The following is a 15,058-nucleotide window of genomic DNA, read 5'->3' as shown; positions in this document are numbered from 1 at the left end:
CTAGTCAGGCACAACGAATTTTGAAAAAGAAAAGTTGATTTGGTTAATAGCAGCCTGCACAAGGGAGAGGGATTAAACCCTTAAAATAATAACATCTCTCTTCCTATGTCAGGCAATTAAAAATTTATGATGAAGAGAAGTTTAGTGAAGAGTACTTGATTGTGAGGGGTAAACATTTTGGTTGGTTTATTGGTTAATAAAGGTTGCCTCTCATTTTCAAGTATTATTTAAAGGATTTTGCATATAAAAAAGGATGATATAACAATGAAAGAGTGTTGCAAAGACGGGTGTCAAAATACAACTGAAAAGTCTGTAATTAGAAAATGGTTCAATTACATAATATATACCATACTAATCTTAATAGTTGGTGGTGCTTTGGCGCTTCAATTATTTAGTTAAGGAAATAAATTGAAAATGACTAAAGTGAACACAATAGAAAAATCTGAAAGAATTGGCTTTTACAAGCAACTGTTTAAAAAGGTATTGCTTACTGCAAGTATAGTGATTGCTCTATCGTTAAGTTATATACTATGGGTAGGTGTAGATTCCGCCAGCCAATTTTTACCCTTTATAATTGTTGGTTTGGCTTTGGTCAAAACCATTTTTATCGTAAGGCTCACTTTTATACAGTTAAGTAAAATAATAGGCGAAAGTCATCAGCTAACCCACGTTCTTACTTTATTTGGGGTATTGATTATTTTGATTGTCCTTTCGTTTTCAGCAGATTATCACGCTTTATATACTTTGAACCCTGAAAATTTTAAATCGAGTACAGCGCTCAATGGCTCATTTTCATTACAGTTTTTTGAGTTTTTATATTTCAGCTTAATTACTTTTTCATCGGTTGGCTTCGGAGATATTGTACCATTGAATATTGCAGGTAAACTATTGGTAATGATGGAAGTTTTCTTGAGCTTTTTGGTATTGGTATTTGGTATTGCAAACATTAATAGAATTCACGTTAACAAATAACCCCTTTAAAAATATAAATATGAAAGTACTTAAAATTATTACACTCGTAACTGTTCTCATTTCAACAGTCAGCATTACCAATGCACAGAATGATAAAGATTCTAAAGATAAAGAAGATGTTATCGCAGTAATGAAAGCTTACAAAGATGCACTACAAAACTTAACGACCGAGGGGACATTTGAACTATTTACAGAAGATTCAAAAGTATTTGAATCTGGTGGTGTAGAAGGCTCGTATGCGCACTATATAGAACACCATTTGGGGCCTGAGTTGGGGCATTTCAAAAAATTTGAATTTTCAGATTATGAAATTGATGCGGAAGTAGATTTGCCTTATGCATTTACTACTGAAACCTACATCTACACTATCGTGCTCAATCCAGATGAAAAAGGCGAAAGTAGAACGATAAAGAAAAAAGGAGTAGCGACGTCTATCTTAAAAAAGATGGATGGTAAATGGAAGATTATTAAAACACATTCTTCGTCAAGAAATGTAAAATAAAATTTAAACTGTGAGCGAATTCTTAAAACAATGGGGCGAAGCGGCCTATACGACCACCGGATTTTTCTGGATGGCGCTTTGGGCATTCATCTTGGGATACATCATCAGTAGTATGATACAGATTTTTGTGACTGAAAAAAGGATGCAAAAAACAATGAACGAGAGTGAAGGTAAAAGTGTACTCTTAGGCACGTTTTTCGGTTTTATAAGCAGCTCGTGTAGTTTTTCGGCTTTAGCGGGCACAAAATCTATCTTTAAAAAAGGTGCAAGCTTTGTGTCTTCCATTGCTTTTCTTCTTGCATCGACCAATCTCGTAATTGAGCTTGGAATCATCATTTCCATATTTTTGGGATGGCAGTTTGTAGTCGGCGAATATGTAGGTGGAATCCTTTTAATTCTTATTTCGTGGATTTTGATACGAATAATCAATCCTAAAAAGCTCATAGAAAAAGCGCGCAAGAATTTAGAGAACGAAGATGACGATTCAATGGATGATTCCAAAGATTGGAAAAAACAAATCAAGAAAGAAGATAGTTGGGCAAGGGTTGCCAAAAAATATAAGATGGAATGGCAGATGGTATGGAAGGACGTTACCGTTGGCTTTACCATTGCAGGTATCGTCGCAGCCTTCGTTCCCGATTCTTTCTTCCAGACACTATTTATCAATAGTGGTCAAGGCAATACAGACTTTACCTTTCTTGAAATATTGGAACATATCGTTGTAGGACCTATTGCCGCATTTTTAACTTTTATTGGCTCAATGGGTAATATTCCGTTGGCGGCATTGCTTTTTGGAAAGGGCGTGAGTTTTGCAGGGGTTATGGCTTTTATTTTTAGTGATTTGGTAGTCTTTCCTGTACTTCGTATTAACGCCAAGTATTATGGGTGGAAAATGTCGCTGTTCATTTTATTCTTACTGTTTACGGCATTAATAGGAACAGCTTTGGCTCTGCATTACTCTTTCGATTTGTTGGGTATGTTGCCTGACACATCACAAGTTAAAATACAGGACAAAGAGCATTTCAAAATTGACTATACCTTCTATTTGAATATGGCTTTTCTCGCAATTTCAGGATATCTCATATACTTAGGGTTTTTCAAGAGAAAGGATGTAAAGCACTCAATGAGCGAAATGGCACCGAAAAGTCCATTGCTTGAAAGTGTTTTAAAATATGCGGCCTATATCTGTTATATATGGTTGGCAGGTGGACTGATTGTAAAATTTTTCGTGAATTAAAATATAGATAAAGAATAAAGTAAAAACAATAATGGTCAACAGAAAAACAGCAAAATGGATTAGAAAAGCACACCGTTACTTGGGTATCTTCTTAGGTATCCAGTTTTTGATGTGGACGATTAGCGGGATGTATTTCAGTTGGACAGATATAGATGAAATTCACGGCGACCAGTTTAAAAAAGTAGCACCTAAACAGAAGTCTTTTAACGATTTACTCGGTACATCTCAACTCGATACAGAGCAACCAATCCAAACTTTAGAACTATTGGAAATTGCAAACGAACCTTACTATTGGATTAATGAAACACAACTTATTAATGCCAGAACAGGACATAAGAAAAATGGGGTTTCTGAAGAAGAGGCGCAAGAAGTTGCAAATAGGTATATGCTAACCGATTTAAAAATAGCTGAAATTCAACGGGTCGATACGGTAGGGCAGCATCACGAATATCGTGGTCGTCCACTTCCGGCGTATGAAATTTCGTATGAAACACCTCAAAATTTAAAGGCCTACGTGGCCATTGAAAATGGCGCATTTCAAACGGTAAGACACAGGGATTGGCGTTGGTTCGATTTCCTTTGGATGACACACACTATGGATTATCAAGGTAGAGACAATTTTAACACATTAGTATTGCGAGGGTTTTCACTATTAGGGTTGATTACTGTATTAAGTGGTTTTTTACTTTGGTACACGTCATCCCCAACCATTAGAAAAATAATTAAAAAGAAACGAAAATAAGTAACACTAAAATCAATATATAATGGAAAATTCAAATCAAAATTCAAAAAAAAACAATTACACAAAATTTGTAGGTATGCTGGCGGCATCATTTGTGGCAATGTACATTACAATGTACCTAAACTCTTATCAATTAGATCACGTCTATTTTAGCCTTACTCGTTTTTATATGAGTTGCTTGGGTATTGCTGCTATGGCCATTATAATGTTTGTGGCGATGCGTAATATGTACCAAAACAAAAAGAAGAATATCGCCATTGTTTTGGGTAGCATTGTGCTATTTGTTGGTGCATTAGGATTGGTACGCGATCAGAAGTCAACGGTAGGAGACATATTGTGGATGAAAGCAATGATACCTCACCACTCTATTGCGATTTTAACAAGTGAGCGTGCTGATATCCAAGATCCAGAAGTTAAAAAGTTAGCTGAAGATATTATCAAGGCACAAGAAAAGGAAATTGCAGAAATGAAAGCAATGATAAAACGATTGGAAAATAACAAATAAATAAAATTAAAATGAATAAAAACATCATTTATATAAGTGTTGCCTTGATTGTTGGCCTGTTAGGCGGCTTTCTACTATTCGGTGGAGGTTCTGCGGACAAGGCAACAAATAATGCGAAAGACACCCACGACCATTCAGAAGAAATTGCTTCTAATCAAATGTGGACGTGTTCTATGCATCCACAGATTATGCAACCAGAACCTGGGGATTGTCCCATTTGTGGAATGGATTTAATTCCAGCCGAATCTGGTGCAGATGGTCTCAATGCCAATGAAATAAAAATGACCGATAACGCAATGGCACTGGCCAATATCCAAACATCACTTGTAGGAAAAGGACAAATGGGAAATAATTCCCTTAAATTATCTGGTAAGATAAAAGCTAATGAAGAGTCAAATGCCGTACAGGTTACATATTTTGGAGGAAGAATAGAAAAACTGTACGTTAATTCTACAGGAGAACGTGTTGGAGCAGGACAACGCTTGGCAACTATTTATTCGCCAGAATTGGTTGCTGCACAGCAAGAACTGCTTACCGCTTCATCCTTAAAAGAATCGCAACCAGAATTGTATAAGGCTGTTAGGAACAAACTTAAACTTTGGAAACTTTCCGAAAAGCAAATCAACGCCATAGAAACTGCTGGGAAAGTGCAAGAAAACTTTCCGGTTTTTGCAACCGTTTCAGGAACGGTAACAATGAAAATGGTAGAAGAAGGGGATTATTTAAAGCAAGGACAACCCTTATATAAAATTGCGAATCTCAATACAGTATGGGCAGAATTTGATGCTTATGAAAATCAAATTGCATCCCTAAAAGAAGGGCAAACTATTAAAGTGACCACAAATGCTTATCGCAATGAGGTTTTTGATGCAAAAGTCTCATTCATCGACCCCTTATTAAATTCTGCAACTAGAACGGTGGTTGTAAGAGCGGTCTTGCAAAATAAGAAAGACCTCTTTAAACCGGGAATGTTTGTGGAAGGTATAATTGAGGGTACGCAAACAAGCACCGAGAATACCGTTTCCGTACCGTCAACCGCTGTTATGTGGACGGGAGAACGCTCTGTAGTCTATGTCAAAACAAACCCTAATGAAGCTATTTTTGAAATGAGGGAAGTTTTATTGGGCAATGCCAATGGCGATAGTTATACCATTCTTGAAGGTTTAAAGAATGGAGATGAAGTCGTAACTAACGGAACGTTTACCGTAGATGCCGCTGCACAATTACAGGGAAAAAAAAGTATGATGAATGCATCTGGTGGTAAAACAATGACAGGCCACGAAGGGCATTTGGGAATGCAAGAAGATAATTCTGGAGAAAATACAAATGAAGCCAACCATTCTCAAATGAAAGAAAGGATTGAAGTTTCAAACAAATTTCAGAATCAGTTAAAACAGGTTTTTGATGATTATATCCTTTTAAAAGATGCTTTGGTAAATGATGATGCCAAGGGCGCTCAACAGGCAGGAAAACAAATAAACCAATCTTTGAAAAAAGTGGATATGAAATTATTATCTGATAAAAAGGCGCATAACCATTGGATGACCATTCAAAAGGAACTAAAATCATCTGCAAATGCTATTGAGAACAGTTCAGACATAGCAGCACAAAGAGGGCATTTCAAGCATCTTTCGGCACATATGATAAGTGGTGTACAGCTTTTTGGGGTCAACCAAAATGTATATATCCAGTTTTGCCCAATGGCCAATAACAATAAAGGTGCCTATTGGATAAGTTTGGAAGAAGAAGTGCTAAATCCATATTATGGAGAGGCTATGTTAACCTGTGGAGAGGTAAAAGCAACTTTAAAATAAAACGAATTACGGATTAATCAAGTAATCTACATAAGGCCAAAAAATAATCTTGGTTTTATAATGGCGAACGATAATGAGTGAAAGCAGAAGAAATAGACGAAAAAATGAAAGGAAGAAGCATCAACCTAAAAGTAATATCACAAAAAAAGATAAAATTATAGCTTTTGTTGTGATAGTATTGATTTTTGTAATTGCTGCGATAGCTGCTGTTTACTATTCTCTACACAAATCTGGGTTAACCTTGTTTTAAAGACAAGTATTATATGAGAGAGATTATCTATATTAAAAATATGGTCTGCCCAAGATGTATCTCGGCAGTATCCAATATTTTAAAACAACTTGAAATATCCTATGCTTCTATTAAATTGGGAGAAGTTAAATTAGTGTCAACATTAAATGCAAACACCAAAAAAGAGCTTTCCGAAGCCCTTCAAAATTCAGGTTTCAGTTTGATTGACGACCGTAAAAGTCAACTTATTGAGCAAATGAAAACTTTGGTTGTTGAGAAAATACATCATTCCAACGACGAAACCGATTTAAAATGGGCAGATATTATAAGTGGTGAACTTAATTTGGATTACAAATATTTAAGTTCCCTATTCTCGTCAGTAGAAAGCATCACGTTTGAGCAATATATCATCAACCAAAAAATTGAACGTATAAAAGAACTCATAGTTTACGATGAACTAACCTTAAGTGAAATAGCTTTTCAACTACATTATAGTAGCGTTGCATATTTAAGCAATCAGTTCAAGAAAATTACTGGGATGACACCATCACAGTTTAAGAAATCGATGGGCAAAAACCGAAAATCCTTGGATGAGATTTAAATTTAATAAAAGAAATAAATGCTAAAATCAATATTTGAAATAACCCAAATGGATTGCCCTTCGGAAGAAAATCTAATCCGAATGAAATTGGATGGGGTTTCGAGTATAGCGAATCTCGATTTTGATATTACTAACCGAAAACTGACCGTTTTTCACAAAGGTCAAATTGATGAAATAGAACAATCAATTTTACAACTTAATTTAGGCGGAAAATTACTCACAACAGAAGAAACAGACCAAATCGAATTCAAAGAACATAAAAACCAAAAGAAATTACTCTGGACGGTTCTCGGAATAAACTTTGCTTTCTTTGTTATTGAAATGGCAACAGGACTGATTTCTGAATCAATGGGACTTGTTGCCGATAGTTTAGATATGCTAGCAGACAGTTTCGTTTATGGAATTAGCTTATTTGCAATAGGTGGCACATTAATCAAAAAGAAAAGAATAGCTAAAATTGCAGGATATTTTCAAATACTACTTGCTACAATAGGATTTTTGGAAGTTTTAAGGCGTTTTTTCGGAGCGGAAAAACTTCCCGACTTTTCCACAATGATTATCGTTTCGATATTTGCACTTATAGCAAACGGAATTTGTCTTTACATTTTGCAAAAGTCAAAGAGTAAAGATGAGGCACATATGAAAGCAAGTATGATTTTTACTTCAAATGATCTAATTATAAATACAGGTGTAATTATTGCTGGACTTTTAGTTTACTGGTTGAATTCCAATAAACCAGATTTGATTATAGGAACGATTGTCTTTGTTTTAGTAATTCAAGGTGCTTTAAGAATATTAAATTTGAGTAAATAAACATATTAAATTCAGATATTCTTTTAATCAGCAAATTCTACAAATCATTCAGCATATAATGTAACACATTAAAGTCCTTTAATCCTGAAATTTGCAGTGTACAAATAAGAATGGGTTTATGGAGACAATCAACATATTTGAAACCGAAAAAAAGAATGTTAAACAGGGAATAAAAGAATCATTCCCAGTTATAGGTATGACCTGCGCATCTTGCGCAGCAAGCGTTGAATCCGTTTTAAAACACACAGATGGCGTATTTGATGCTAGCGTAAACTTTGCGAGCAGTTCTGTTCTTGTAGAGTACGACAAAGAGTTGAGTCCTAATCAACTTCAAAATGCACTTCGCGAAGTTGGTTATGACATAATCATTGATGCGGAGAATCCTTCAGCAGTACAACAAGAACTACAGCAAAAACATTATCAAGACATAAAAAACCGTACTATCTGGTCGGCCATACTTACCCTTCCCATTTTTGTATTAGGAATGTTTTTTATGCAATGGGAACCAGGTAAGTGGATTTCTTTGGTGTTGACTTTTCCAATTCTTTTTTGGTTCGGTCGTAGCTTTTTCATCAATGCTTTCAAGCAAGCCAAACACGGTAAATCAAATATGGATACGCTTGTAGCCTTGAGTACAGGAATCGCTTTTCTGTTTAGTGTGTTCAACACTTTTTTTCCTGAATTTTGGTTGAATCGTGGTATCGAGCCTCACGTTTATTATGAGGCGGCAACGGTAATTATAACCTTTATTTCCTTGGGGAAACTATTGGAGGAAAAGGCAAAGTCAAATACATCTTCAGCCATTAAAAAATTAATGGGACTACAGCCTAAAACGTTGAAAATTATTGAGAATGGTGAAGAAAAGGAAATTCCTATTTCGTCTGTTCAAGTAGGTCAGACCATTTTAGTGCGTCCGGGAGAAAAGATTCCTGTGGATGGAGAAGTATCTAAAGGAAGCTCGTATGTAGATGAAAGTATGATTACGGGAGAACCTGTTCCTGTTGAAAAAATAAAAGATGAAAAGGTATTCGCTGGTACCGTTAATCAAAAAGGAAGTTTTCAATTTACCGCTGAAAAAGTAGGTGGAGAAACCCTGCTTTCCCAAATCATTAAAATGGTTCAGCAAGCGCAAGGGAGTAAGGCACCCGTTCAAAAACTGGTCGATAAGATTGCCGGTATTTTCGTTCCTGTGGTATTGGGTATTTCCATTGTAACCTTCATTGTCTGGATGTCTTTAGGAGGCGATAATGCCTTTTCACAAGCCTTATTGACCTCTGTAGCAGTATTGGTAATCGCCTGTCCTTGTGCTTTGGGATTGGCAACACCTACCGCCATTATGGTGGGAATTGGTAAAGGCGCAGAAAATAATATCCTTATAAAGGATGCCGAAAGTTTAGAACTCGGTCATAAAGTGAATGCTGTCATTCTTGATAAAACAGGTACAATTACAGAAGGAAAACCTTTAGTAACTGATATATTTTGGAAGGATAAACTCGAAGATATCAACGAATACAAAAAAGTTCTTCTAGCTATTGAAGCACAATCAGAACACCCTTTGGCGGAAGCTGTAGTCAATCACTTAAAAGATGAAAATATTGAAAAAGCTGAAATTGCTTCTTTTGAAAGTATTACAGGAAAAGGTGTGAAAGCTCAAACAGAAAATGGTTCACCATACTATGTTGGAAACCATAAACTAATGCTTGAGAAAAATATTCAAATCGATGCTTCCTTGATGCAAACAGCAGAAAGTCTCGAAGAGCAAGCGAAAACCGTCATTTTCTTTGGCAATGAAAAACAAGTGCTGGCGATACTCGCCATTGCAGACAAGATTAAGGAAACTTCAAAAATGGCCATAGCAACACTTCAAGAACGAGGCATTGAGGTCTATATGCTTACTGGAGATAACAATAAAACCGCATCTGCTGTCGCAAAACAAGTAGGAATAACAAATTACCAAGGAGAAGTGATGCCTTCGGACAAAGCGGCTTTTGTCGAAAAATTACAGGCGGACGGAAAGATAGTAGCAATGGTGGGCGATGGTATCAACGATTCGCACGCCCTGGCGCAAGCCAATGTGAGTATTGCTATGGGCAAAGGTTCGGATATCGCAATGGATGTAGCAAAAATGACCTTGATAACATCAGATTTACAATCTATCCCAAAAGCATTGGAACTATCAAAAAGAACCGTGTTGGGCATACGTCAGAACTTATTCTGGGCATTTATTTACAACATTATTGGCATTCCAATTGCAGCGGGAGTTCTTTATCCTGTAAATGGGTTTTTGTTGGATCCGATGATTGCAGGTGCAGCAATGGCATTCAGTAGTGTATCCGTAGTTGCAAATAGCTTAAGACTTAAACGAGTAAAACTTTAATAATAAATAAATTCAATACTATGAAAACTTTAAAATTTAAAACAAATATCAATTGTGGTGGGTGCGTATCAAAAGTCACCCCTTTTTTAAACAAACAAGAAGGTGTAGAAAGTTGGGAAGTAGATACCTCTAATCCTGATAAATTCCTAACCATTGAAAGCGATGGTGTAACCGAAGAAGATGTAAAGGCGACTTTGCAAAAAGTGGGATTTAAGGCCGAACCTGTAGATTAATACGTTTTTAATATGGCTTATATTTTTATTTCGGTTGTGATTGTTCTTTTTGCTGTTCATTTTTATAGAAAAGCAAAACGTCATAGTGTAAAGCCATTTCCAGAACATTGGCATAAATTATTGACGGATAATGTGCTGTTTTATAGAAATCTATCAAAAGACGCACAGCTAATTTTTCAGCAAAAAATGATGCTATTTTTAAGTGAGGTCTATATCGATGCTGTGCAGTTTGAACTGGAAGAGTTGGATAAGGTTTTAATTGCAGCAAGTGCCGTCATTCCAGTTTTTGGCTTCAAGGAATGGCACTACACAAATTTAAGTGGCATCCTTTTATATCCTGATAATTTTAATGAGGATATGCAATTTAGCAGTAAGGATAACTCACGGAATATTGGTGGAATAGTTGGAAATGGAAGGTTCGAGAAACAGATGATACTTTCCAAGAAAGCATTGTACCACGGCTTTAAAAATACAACCGATAAAAGCAATACTGGCATACACGAATTTGTGCATCTTATTGATAAGCTGGATGATAGTACAGATGGAGTTCCAGAGCGATTATTAGAACATCAATATGCATTACCTTGGTTGAATTTAATTCATAAGGAAATGGAAGCCATAAACGACAATCATTCTGATATCCGAAAATATGGAGGTACAAATCAAGCTGAATTTTTTGCAGTAGCTTCAGAATATTTCTTCGAGCGTCCAGACTTACTCAAAAAGAAACATCCTGACCTATATAAAATGTTGGTAAAATGTTTCAATCAAAAATTAGCGGATCCAATTTAAATTTAATTCCTAATTTAGGAAAAACTAAATTTTTAATTGGAAAAGATAAAGAACAGATATTTTGTTGTTACAGATAGGTTTAGCATATTCAAAATATCCGCTAATTGATTTTTTTATCCCTTCAAAAATTTACCACGCTATCTAATGCGTCATCTGCATCTCTATGCATAAAGTTAGATTGATAATTTATTGTAGTGGTAATCGATGAATGTCTGTATAATTTTTGGAGCATATTAATTGGGATTTTATCTTCCGATATATTCCCAAATGTATGTCTAGCAATATGCATAGTTACTTTTTTTGATATTTTGGCTTTATCAGCTACCGTTACCAAATATTTATTGAATTTCTTATTAGCGGTTTTTGTTTTAGCATAAACATCTTTAGCATTTTTTAAATCGGCTTTTTTCATTTCAGGAAATATAAAGTCCTCTTCGCTCTGCTTGTCATTTATGTAATCTTTCAAAATTGGAAAAACTTTATCTGGAATTTTTAAGGATAACAGTTTTGAATTCTTGTTCATTCGATAGTGAAGTCTATTGTCAAAAATGTCGTTCCAACGAATTTTTAATATATCAGCTACACGGATGCCAGCAAAGTAAAAACTGAAAAGCCAGAGATTTCTAGCGTGAGTTTCATTCTTGGTAAGATTATCAACTGACTCTAGCTCTATGACTTCATTTCGAGTAAGACCTATTTTTTCAGTTTCAGGGAACTTAATTCGTATTTTATCCGAACCGAATGGGTAAAGTTTTCTATCTACGATACCCAATTTTATGGCCCTATTATAGATAGTTCTAATCACAATAAGATTATTTACTATCGACCTTTCTGATAGGTTGTGTTTTGTACGGAGGTAGGTTTTAAATTTCTTTAGAAAATTTTCATCAATTTCTTGAAAGGTTAGCTGCTTTGACGTGGTAAATTTTAAAACGTGATTAATTCTTGCTTTATCTGTTGAAAGCCTAGACAGCTTTTCGTTTGCTTCTAAATCATCAAGAAAGTCTTGTGCCACTTCAAAAAAAGTAACTGATTCCGAAGAAGCATAAAGTTTCTCTTTTATTTGATTTGCCGATATATCCTTTTTGCTCGACTGCAAATCAATCAGCATTTTATTTGCCTCAGACAGTTTGGTACTAAGCAAACCGTTTAACCTATCTGAGTAAGGATGTGATTTTCTAACTCTAATATTTTTCACATCCCAATCATTTGGGTCAATATTATGACCTATATAATGATAATTTGAGCGACGGTTTTTTGTGATACGAATACAAAGAGGACAATGTCCTTCTTTATTAGGCTTTTTCCGAAGTACTATTTTTGCATTTGATGACATATCTTAAATATTAGGATATAAAGATAATCATTTCGGTACAACATAGGTACAACAAATTATGATTTTAAACGATATCAATTGATATTATATAAAATTAAATATTTGCTAGTCAGTTGATTATAATATAACTTATGGAAATTTAGTAGTAAATACGCTGGATTCAAAATCCAGTGTCTAACGACGTGCGGGTTCGATTCCCGCCCAAGGTACAAAGCCCTAACAGAGATGTTGGGGCTTTATTTTTTTATAAATTTTTGAACACTACTGCCATTTCCCGAAGCAATCTCTATAAAATACAAGCCGTTAGAAAGTGTCGAAACATCGAGTTGATTAGTGTTTTTTCTTACAGATAGCATTAATTGTCCATTTATGGAATACACATTCAGCTTTTCAATGGTATTATTTTTTGAAGAGATAAAAAGTTGGTTGCTAACTGGATTAGGGTATATTTTAAAAGTGTTTTCAGAAAATTGGGAACGCTGCAATAAAGGTTCATCGCCGTATAGTGATACATTACCATTTTCGTTTGTAATTTCTAGCGCTTGAGTTCCATCTCCGTTAGTAACAAGGTTGTAGTTTAACAGTGTTTGAAGGGTGTTGTAATAAAAATCAGCGTGCATTCCATAAATTTGGCTACAAGGTTCTTCTGGTCCATCTAAACAAGTTTGTTTTGGGAAACAGACTCGGTTTTCTGAAAGCTGAAAATAGGGGGGATCTTGGGAAAATACAACGTCTTCTATAGTACAAGATACGTTGAGGGGGTCTGGAAGATAAAAGCCGTGAGTTTCGCCTAAGTCCGCAAATTCAATATCAGGATAAAAGCCATAAACTGCTGGCGAATGGTCTTCTCCTTCAATTGTTATTAAATGCAAATACCATTTTTGTATTAAATCTGGATCTGGATTTTGGCTATATGAGTTAAGCCCTATTAATAAAACTGTCAAAAAAAACAGGATTTTTTTCATCTTTATTTTTTTATAAATTTTTGAATACTAGTGCCATTTCCCGAGGCAATCTCCACAAAATACAAGCCGTTAGAAAGTGTCGAAACATCGAGTTGATTGGTATTGCTTTTTTCTGAAAGGACTACTTGCCCATTTATCGAAAATACAGAAATATTTTCAATAGTATTGTTTTCGGAACTGATAAAAAGTGTTTCCGAAACTGGGTTGGGATAGATTTTAAAAGAAGTTATTTCATTTTCTGAAACCGAAAGTTGGGTGTTACTATAAATAAGGAAAAAACCCGGGGCAGGAGACAAAATCAATGTTTGATTATTGGGGTTATTGGGGTTTGTGTCTATAGTATATTCAAACGGCACATCAGGGCTGAAAAACCCAAAATAATCTAGCTCAAAGTCGGTATGCGATTGATAATCACAGTTTAATAGGGACTGTACAAAATTTTCGGGTGTTAAAGTTTCAGCTGTAGCGTCATATATAAAGTTACCATTGTATGCATTGCATGCACCATTCCCAAAAAAATCAAGATTCTCTTCTATTATTAGGTTAGGGGAAATGGCTGGCTCAATTTCGGTAACCAAAATATAATCGCCCAAATCGTATTCATAACTATATAAATACCACGTTTGGTATAAATCTGGGTCTGGTTCTTGGCTTATGGATGTGAAACCTATTAACAAGGCTATAAAAAGTAATAGTGTTTTCATAATGATTGGTTATCAGTTGGTTACTAAGTTATAAAATTTTGTGGACTTTTCCTACCTTTGAGGAATCTTAAAACCTTCCTCAATGACCGATTTTTGGCTTTTTTTTAAATTAGGATTAGAACATGTGCTCGACTGGCAAGCATATGATCATGTGCTTTTTATTATTGTGTTGTGCGCGGCATATACCTTCAATGCGTGGCGAAAATTACTGGTTTTAGTTACGCTGTTTACCGTGGGGCATACCATATCACTATTATTGGCCAATTATGGAGTTGTAAGTGTTTCTAGCAGTTGGATTGAGTGTTTAATTCCTATTACCATTTTGGTCACAGCTTTATTTAATTTGTTTACGGCTGGAAAAGAAAAAAGAGCTGAAAAGTTAGGGGTATTATATGTTGCAACTGTCTTTTTTGGGTTGATTCACGGTTTTGGCTTTGCTGGTTATTTCAAGATGATAAGCGGAGATAATGATGTTTTGCACTTATTAGAGTTCGCCCTCGGTATTGAAGCTGCACAATTAATTGTAGTAATTTTAGTGCTTATTTTAGCCTTTTTGATGCAAACTATTTTCCGCTTTAACAAACGCGATTGGGTGTTGGTGATTTCATCGATAGTAATTGGGCTCGTTATCCCAATGCTTATTGATAATTGTTTTTTTCTTTTTTCTTAAAATATCTTGGAGTTAAACCATTTCAGTTTCAGTAAATAATGATACTTTTAATACTTGAAGCTTTTGCAAATGCTTAACACTGTATATTTTGCAATCATGTAACTTCCTGCTAATTTCGCTACTTATTCAACAATATGAATATCAGTAAACAACGACAGTACGACATCGCCTATTTACGTATGGCGCTAGAATGGAGCAAACTTTCCTATTGCAAACGCAAACAAGTTGGCGCGCTTATTGTTAAAGATAAAATGATTATTAGCGACGGATACAATGGTACTCCTAGTGGCTTCGAAAATTTTTGTGAAGATGAAGAAGGCTATACCAAATGGTACGTGCTTCATGCTGAGGCAAACGCTATATTAAAAGTAGCTTCGTCAACACAATCCTGTAACGGTGCGACGTTATACATCACCTTGTCACCTTGCAAAGAATGTAGTAAGTTAATTCATCAAGCAGGGATTACGCGGTTGGTGTACCATAAGGGCTATAAAGACAATAGCGGTATAAAATTTTTAGAAAAAGCAGGCGTTACCATAATGCATATTGAAAATTTAGAATAGAAA

The 15,058-nt window shown here is 35.2% G+C and carries 16 protein-coding genes and 1 tRNA gene; 14 read left to right on the top strand and 3 right to left on the bottom strand.

Annotated features, from left to right (window positions below):
- Positions 1-423 precede the first annotated feature (423 nt).
- From DZ858_RS02310 to DZ858_RS02260, 11 genes are all read left to right on the top strand, one after another.
- Positions 424-972: a potassium channel family protein gene (locus DZ858_RS02310; protein WP_394330317.1), complete on the top strand. Its 549-nt coding sequence runs from the start codon at positions 424-426 to the stop codon at positions 970-972.
- 19 nt (positions 973-991) lie between these two features.
- Positions 992-1,474, top strand: coding sequence for a YybH family protein (locus DZ858_RS02305; protein ID WP_026754889.1), 483 nt, complete (start codon positions 992-994; stop codon positions 1,472-1,474).
- 10 nt (positions 1,475-1,484) lie between these two features.
- A complete protein-coding gene (locus DZ858_RS02300) occupies positions 1,485-2,711 on the top strand; it encodes a permease (protein ID WP_070237428.1) in 1,227 nt (408 codons plus the stop codon).
- A 31-nt stretch (positions 2,712-2,742) separates the two neighbouring features.
- Positions 2,743-3,453: a PepSY domain-containing protein gene (locus DZ858_RS02295; protein ID WP_026754891.1), complete on the top strand. Its 711-nt coding sequence runs from the start codon at positions 2,743-2,745 to the stop codon at positions 3,451-3,453.
- Positions 3,454-3,475: 22 nt separating this feature from the next.
- A complete protein-coding gene (locus tag DZ858_RS02290) occupies positions 3,476-3,958 on the top strand; it encodes a DUF305 domain-containing protein (RefSeq protein WP_026754892.1) in 483 nt (160 codons plus the stop codon).
- 11 nt (positions 3,959-3,969) lie between these two features.
- On the top strand, positions 3,970-5,772 hold the full coding sequence (locus DZ858_RS02285; RefSeq protein WP_117157953.1) for an efflux RND transporter periplasmic adaptor subunit: 1,803 nt from the start codon (positions 3,970-3,972) through the stop codon (positions 5,770-5,772).
- Between the two features lie 263 nt (positions 5,773-6,035).
- On the top strand, positions 6,036-6,602 hold the full coding sequence (locus tag DZ858_RS02280) for a helix-turn-helix domain-containing protein (protein WP_008616465.1): 567 nt from the start codon (positions 6,036-6,038) through the stop codon (positions 6,600-6,602).
- Positions 6,603-6,620: 18 nt separating this feature from the next.
- A complete protein-coding gene (locus DZ858_RS02275) occupies positions 6,621-7,415 on the top strand; it encodes a cation transporter (protein WP_117157952.1) in 795 nt (264 codons plus the stop codon).
- A gap of 118 nt (positions 7,416-7,533) precedes the next feature.
- Positions 7,534-9,792, top strand: coding sequence for a heavy metal translocating P-type ATPase (locus DZ858_RS02270; protein WP_117157951.1), 2,259 nt, complete (start codon positions 7,534-7,536; stop codon positions 9,790-9,792).
- A gap of 20 nt (positions 9,793-9,812) precedes the next feature.
- Entirely contained in the window at positions 9,813-10,025 is a 213-nt protein-coding gene (locus tag DZ858_RS02265) for a heavy-metal-associated domain-containing protein (RefSeq protein ID WP_117157950.1), read from the top strand.
- Positions 10,026-10,037: 12 nt separating this feature from the next.
- Positions 10,038-10,817, top strand: a complete 780-nt coding sequence (locus DZ858_RS02260; RefSeq protein WP_117157949.1) for a M90 family metallopeptidase — start codon at positions 10,038-10,040, stop codon at positions 10,815-10,817.
- Between the two features lie 121 nt (positions 10,818-10,938).
- Here DZ858_RS02260 and DZ858_RS02255 read toward each other — a convergent pair whose 3' ends face one another.
- The gene (locus DZ858_RS02255; RefSeq protein WP_070237438.1) at positions 10,939-12,153 is read right to left on the bottom strand and encodes a site-specific integrase; all 1,215 of its coding nucleotides are present in this window, start codon (positions 12,151-12,153) and stop codon (positions 10,939-10,941) included.
- 127 nt (positions 12,154-12,280) lie between these two features.
- Here DZ858_RS02255 and DZ858_RS15150 point away from each other — a divergent pair.
- Positions 12,281-12,362, top strand: a tRNA-Leu gene (locus tag DZ858_RS15150).
- A gap of 27 nt (positions 12,363-12,389) precedes the next feature.
- Here DZ858_RS15150 and DZ858_RS02250 read toward each other — a convergent pair.
- Both DZ858_RS02250 and DZ858_RS02245 read right to left on the bottom strand, forming a co-directional pair.
- Entirely contained in the window at positions 12,390-13,118 is a 729-nt protein-coding gene (locus tag DZ858_RS02250; RefSeq protein WP_117157948.1) for a T9SS type A sorting domain-containing protein, read from the bottom strand.
- A gap of 2 nt (positions 13,119-13,120) precedes the next feature.
- Complete coding sequence (locus DZ858_RS02245; RefSeq protein WP_117157947.1) at positions 13,121-13,822, bottom strand: T9SS type A sorting domain-containing protein; 702 nt, start codon at positions 13,820-13,822, stop codon at positions 13,121-13,123.
- A gap of 82 nt (positions 13,823-13,904) precedes the next feature.
- Between DZ858_RS02245 and DZ858_RS02240 the strand changes: the two genes are divergently transcribed.
- Complete coding sequence (locus DZ858_RS02240; protein WP_117157946.1) at positions 13,905-14,492, top strand: HupE/UreJ family protein; 588 nt, start codon at positions 13,905-13,907, stop codon at positions 14,490-14,492.
- Between the two features lie 134 nt (positions 14,493-14,626).
- The gene (locus tag DZ858_RS02235) at positions 14,627-15,055 is read left to right on the top strand and encodes a deoxycytidylate deaminase (protein WP_117157945.1); all 429 of its coding nucleotides are present in this window, start codon (positions 14,627-14,629) and stop codon (positions 15,053-15,055) included.
- The last annotated feature ends 3 nt before the right edge of the window (positions 15,056-15,058 follow it).

It is taken from the genome of Marixanthomonas ophiurae, from assembly GCF_003413745.1.
In the GTDB taxonomy this organism is placed as follows: domain Bacteria; phylum Bacteroidota; class Bacteroidia; order Flavobacteriales; family Flavobacteriaceae; genus Marixanthomonas; species Marixanthomonas ophiurae.
Note: the sequence above shows the minus strand (reverse complement) of the source record. Positions and strands in the feature narration are given on the sequence as shown.

What these genes read in the sequence shown, in the direction of transcription:
- DZ858_RS02305 (WP_026754889.1), top strand. Translation starts at nt 992, where the DNA reads ATGAAAGTACTTAAAATTATTACACTCGTAACTGTTCTCATTTCAACA.
- DZ858_RS02295 (WP_026754891.1), top strand. Translation starts at nt 2,743, where the DNA reads ATGGTCAACAGAAAAACAGCAAAATGGATTAGAAAAGCACACCGTTAC.
- DZ858_RS02290 (WP_026754892.1), top strand. Translation starts at nt 3,476, where the DNA reads ATGGAAAATTCAAATCAAAATTCAAAAAAAAACAATTACACAAAATTT.
- DZ858_RS02285 (WP_117157953.1), top strand. Translation starts at nt 3,970, where the DNA reads ATGAATAAAAACATCATTTATATAAGTGTTGCCTTGATTGTTGGCCTG.
- DZ858_RS02280 (WP_008616465.1), top strand. Translation starts at nt 6,036, where the DNA reads ATGAGAGAGATTATCTATATTAAAAATATGGTCTGCCCAAGATGTATC.
- DZ858_RS02275 (WP_117157952.1), top strand. Translation starts at nt 6,621, where the DNA reads ATGCTAAAATCAATATTTGAAATAACCCAAATGGATTGCCCTTCGGAA.
- DZ858_RS02270 (WP_117157951.1), top strand. Translation starts at nt 7,534, where the DNA reads ATGGAGACAATCAACATATTTGAAACCGAAAAAAAGAATGTTAAACAG.
- DZ858_RS02265 (WP_117157950.1), top strand. Translation starts at nt 9,813, where the DNA reads ATGAAAACTTTAAAATTTAAAACAAATATCAATTGTGGTGGGTGCGTA.
- DZ858_RS02260 (WP_117157949.1), top strand. Translation starts at nt 10,038, where the DNA reads ATGGCTTATATTTTTATTTCGGTTGTGATTGTTCTTTTTGCTGTTCAT.
- DZ858_RS02255 (WP_070237438.1), bottom strand. Translation starts at nt 12,153, where the DNA reads ATGTCATCAAATGCAAAAATAGTACTTCGGAAAAAGCCTAATAAAGAA.
- DZ858_RS02250 (WP_117157948.1), bottom strand. Translation starts at nt 13,118, where the DNA reads ATGAAAAAAATCCTGTTTTTTTTGACAGTTTTATTAATAGGGCTTAAC.
- DZ858_RS02245 (WP_117157947.1), bottom strand. Translation starts at nt 13,822, where the DNA reads ATGAAAACACTATTACTTTTTATAGCCTTGTTAATAGGTTTCACATCC.
- DZ858_RS02240 (WP_117157946.1), top strand. Translation starts at nt 13,905, where the DNA reads ATGACCGATTTTTGGCTTTTTTTTAAATTAGGATTAGAACATGTGCTC.
- DZ858_RS02235 (WP_117157945.1), top strand. Translation starts at nt 14,627, where the DNA reads ATGAATATCAGTAAACAACGACAGTACGACATCGCCTATTTACGTATG.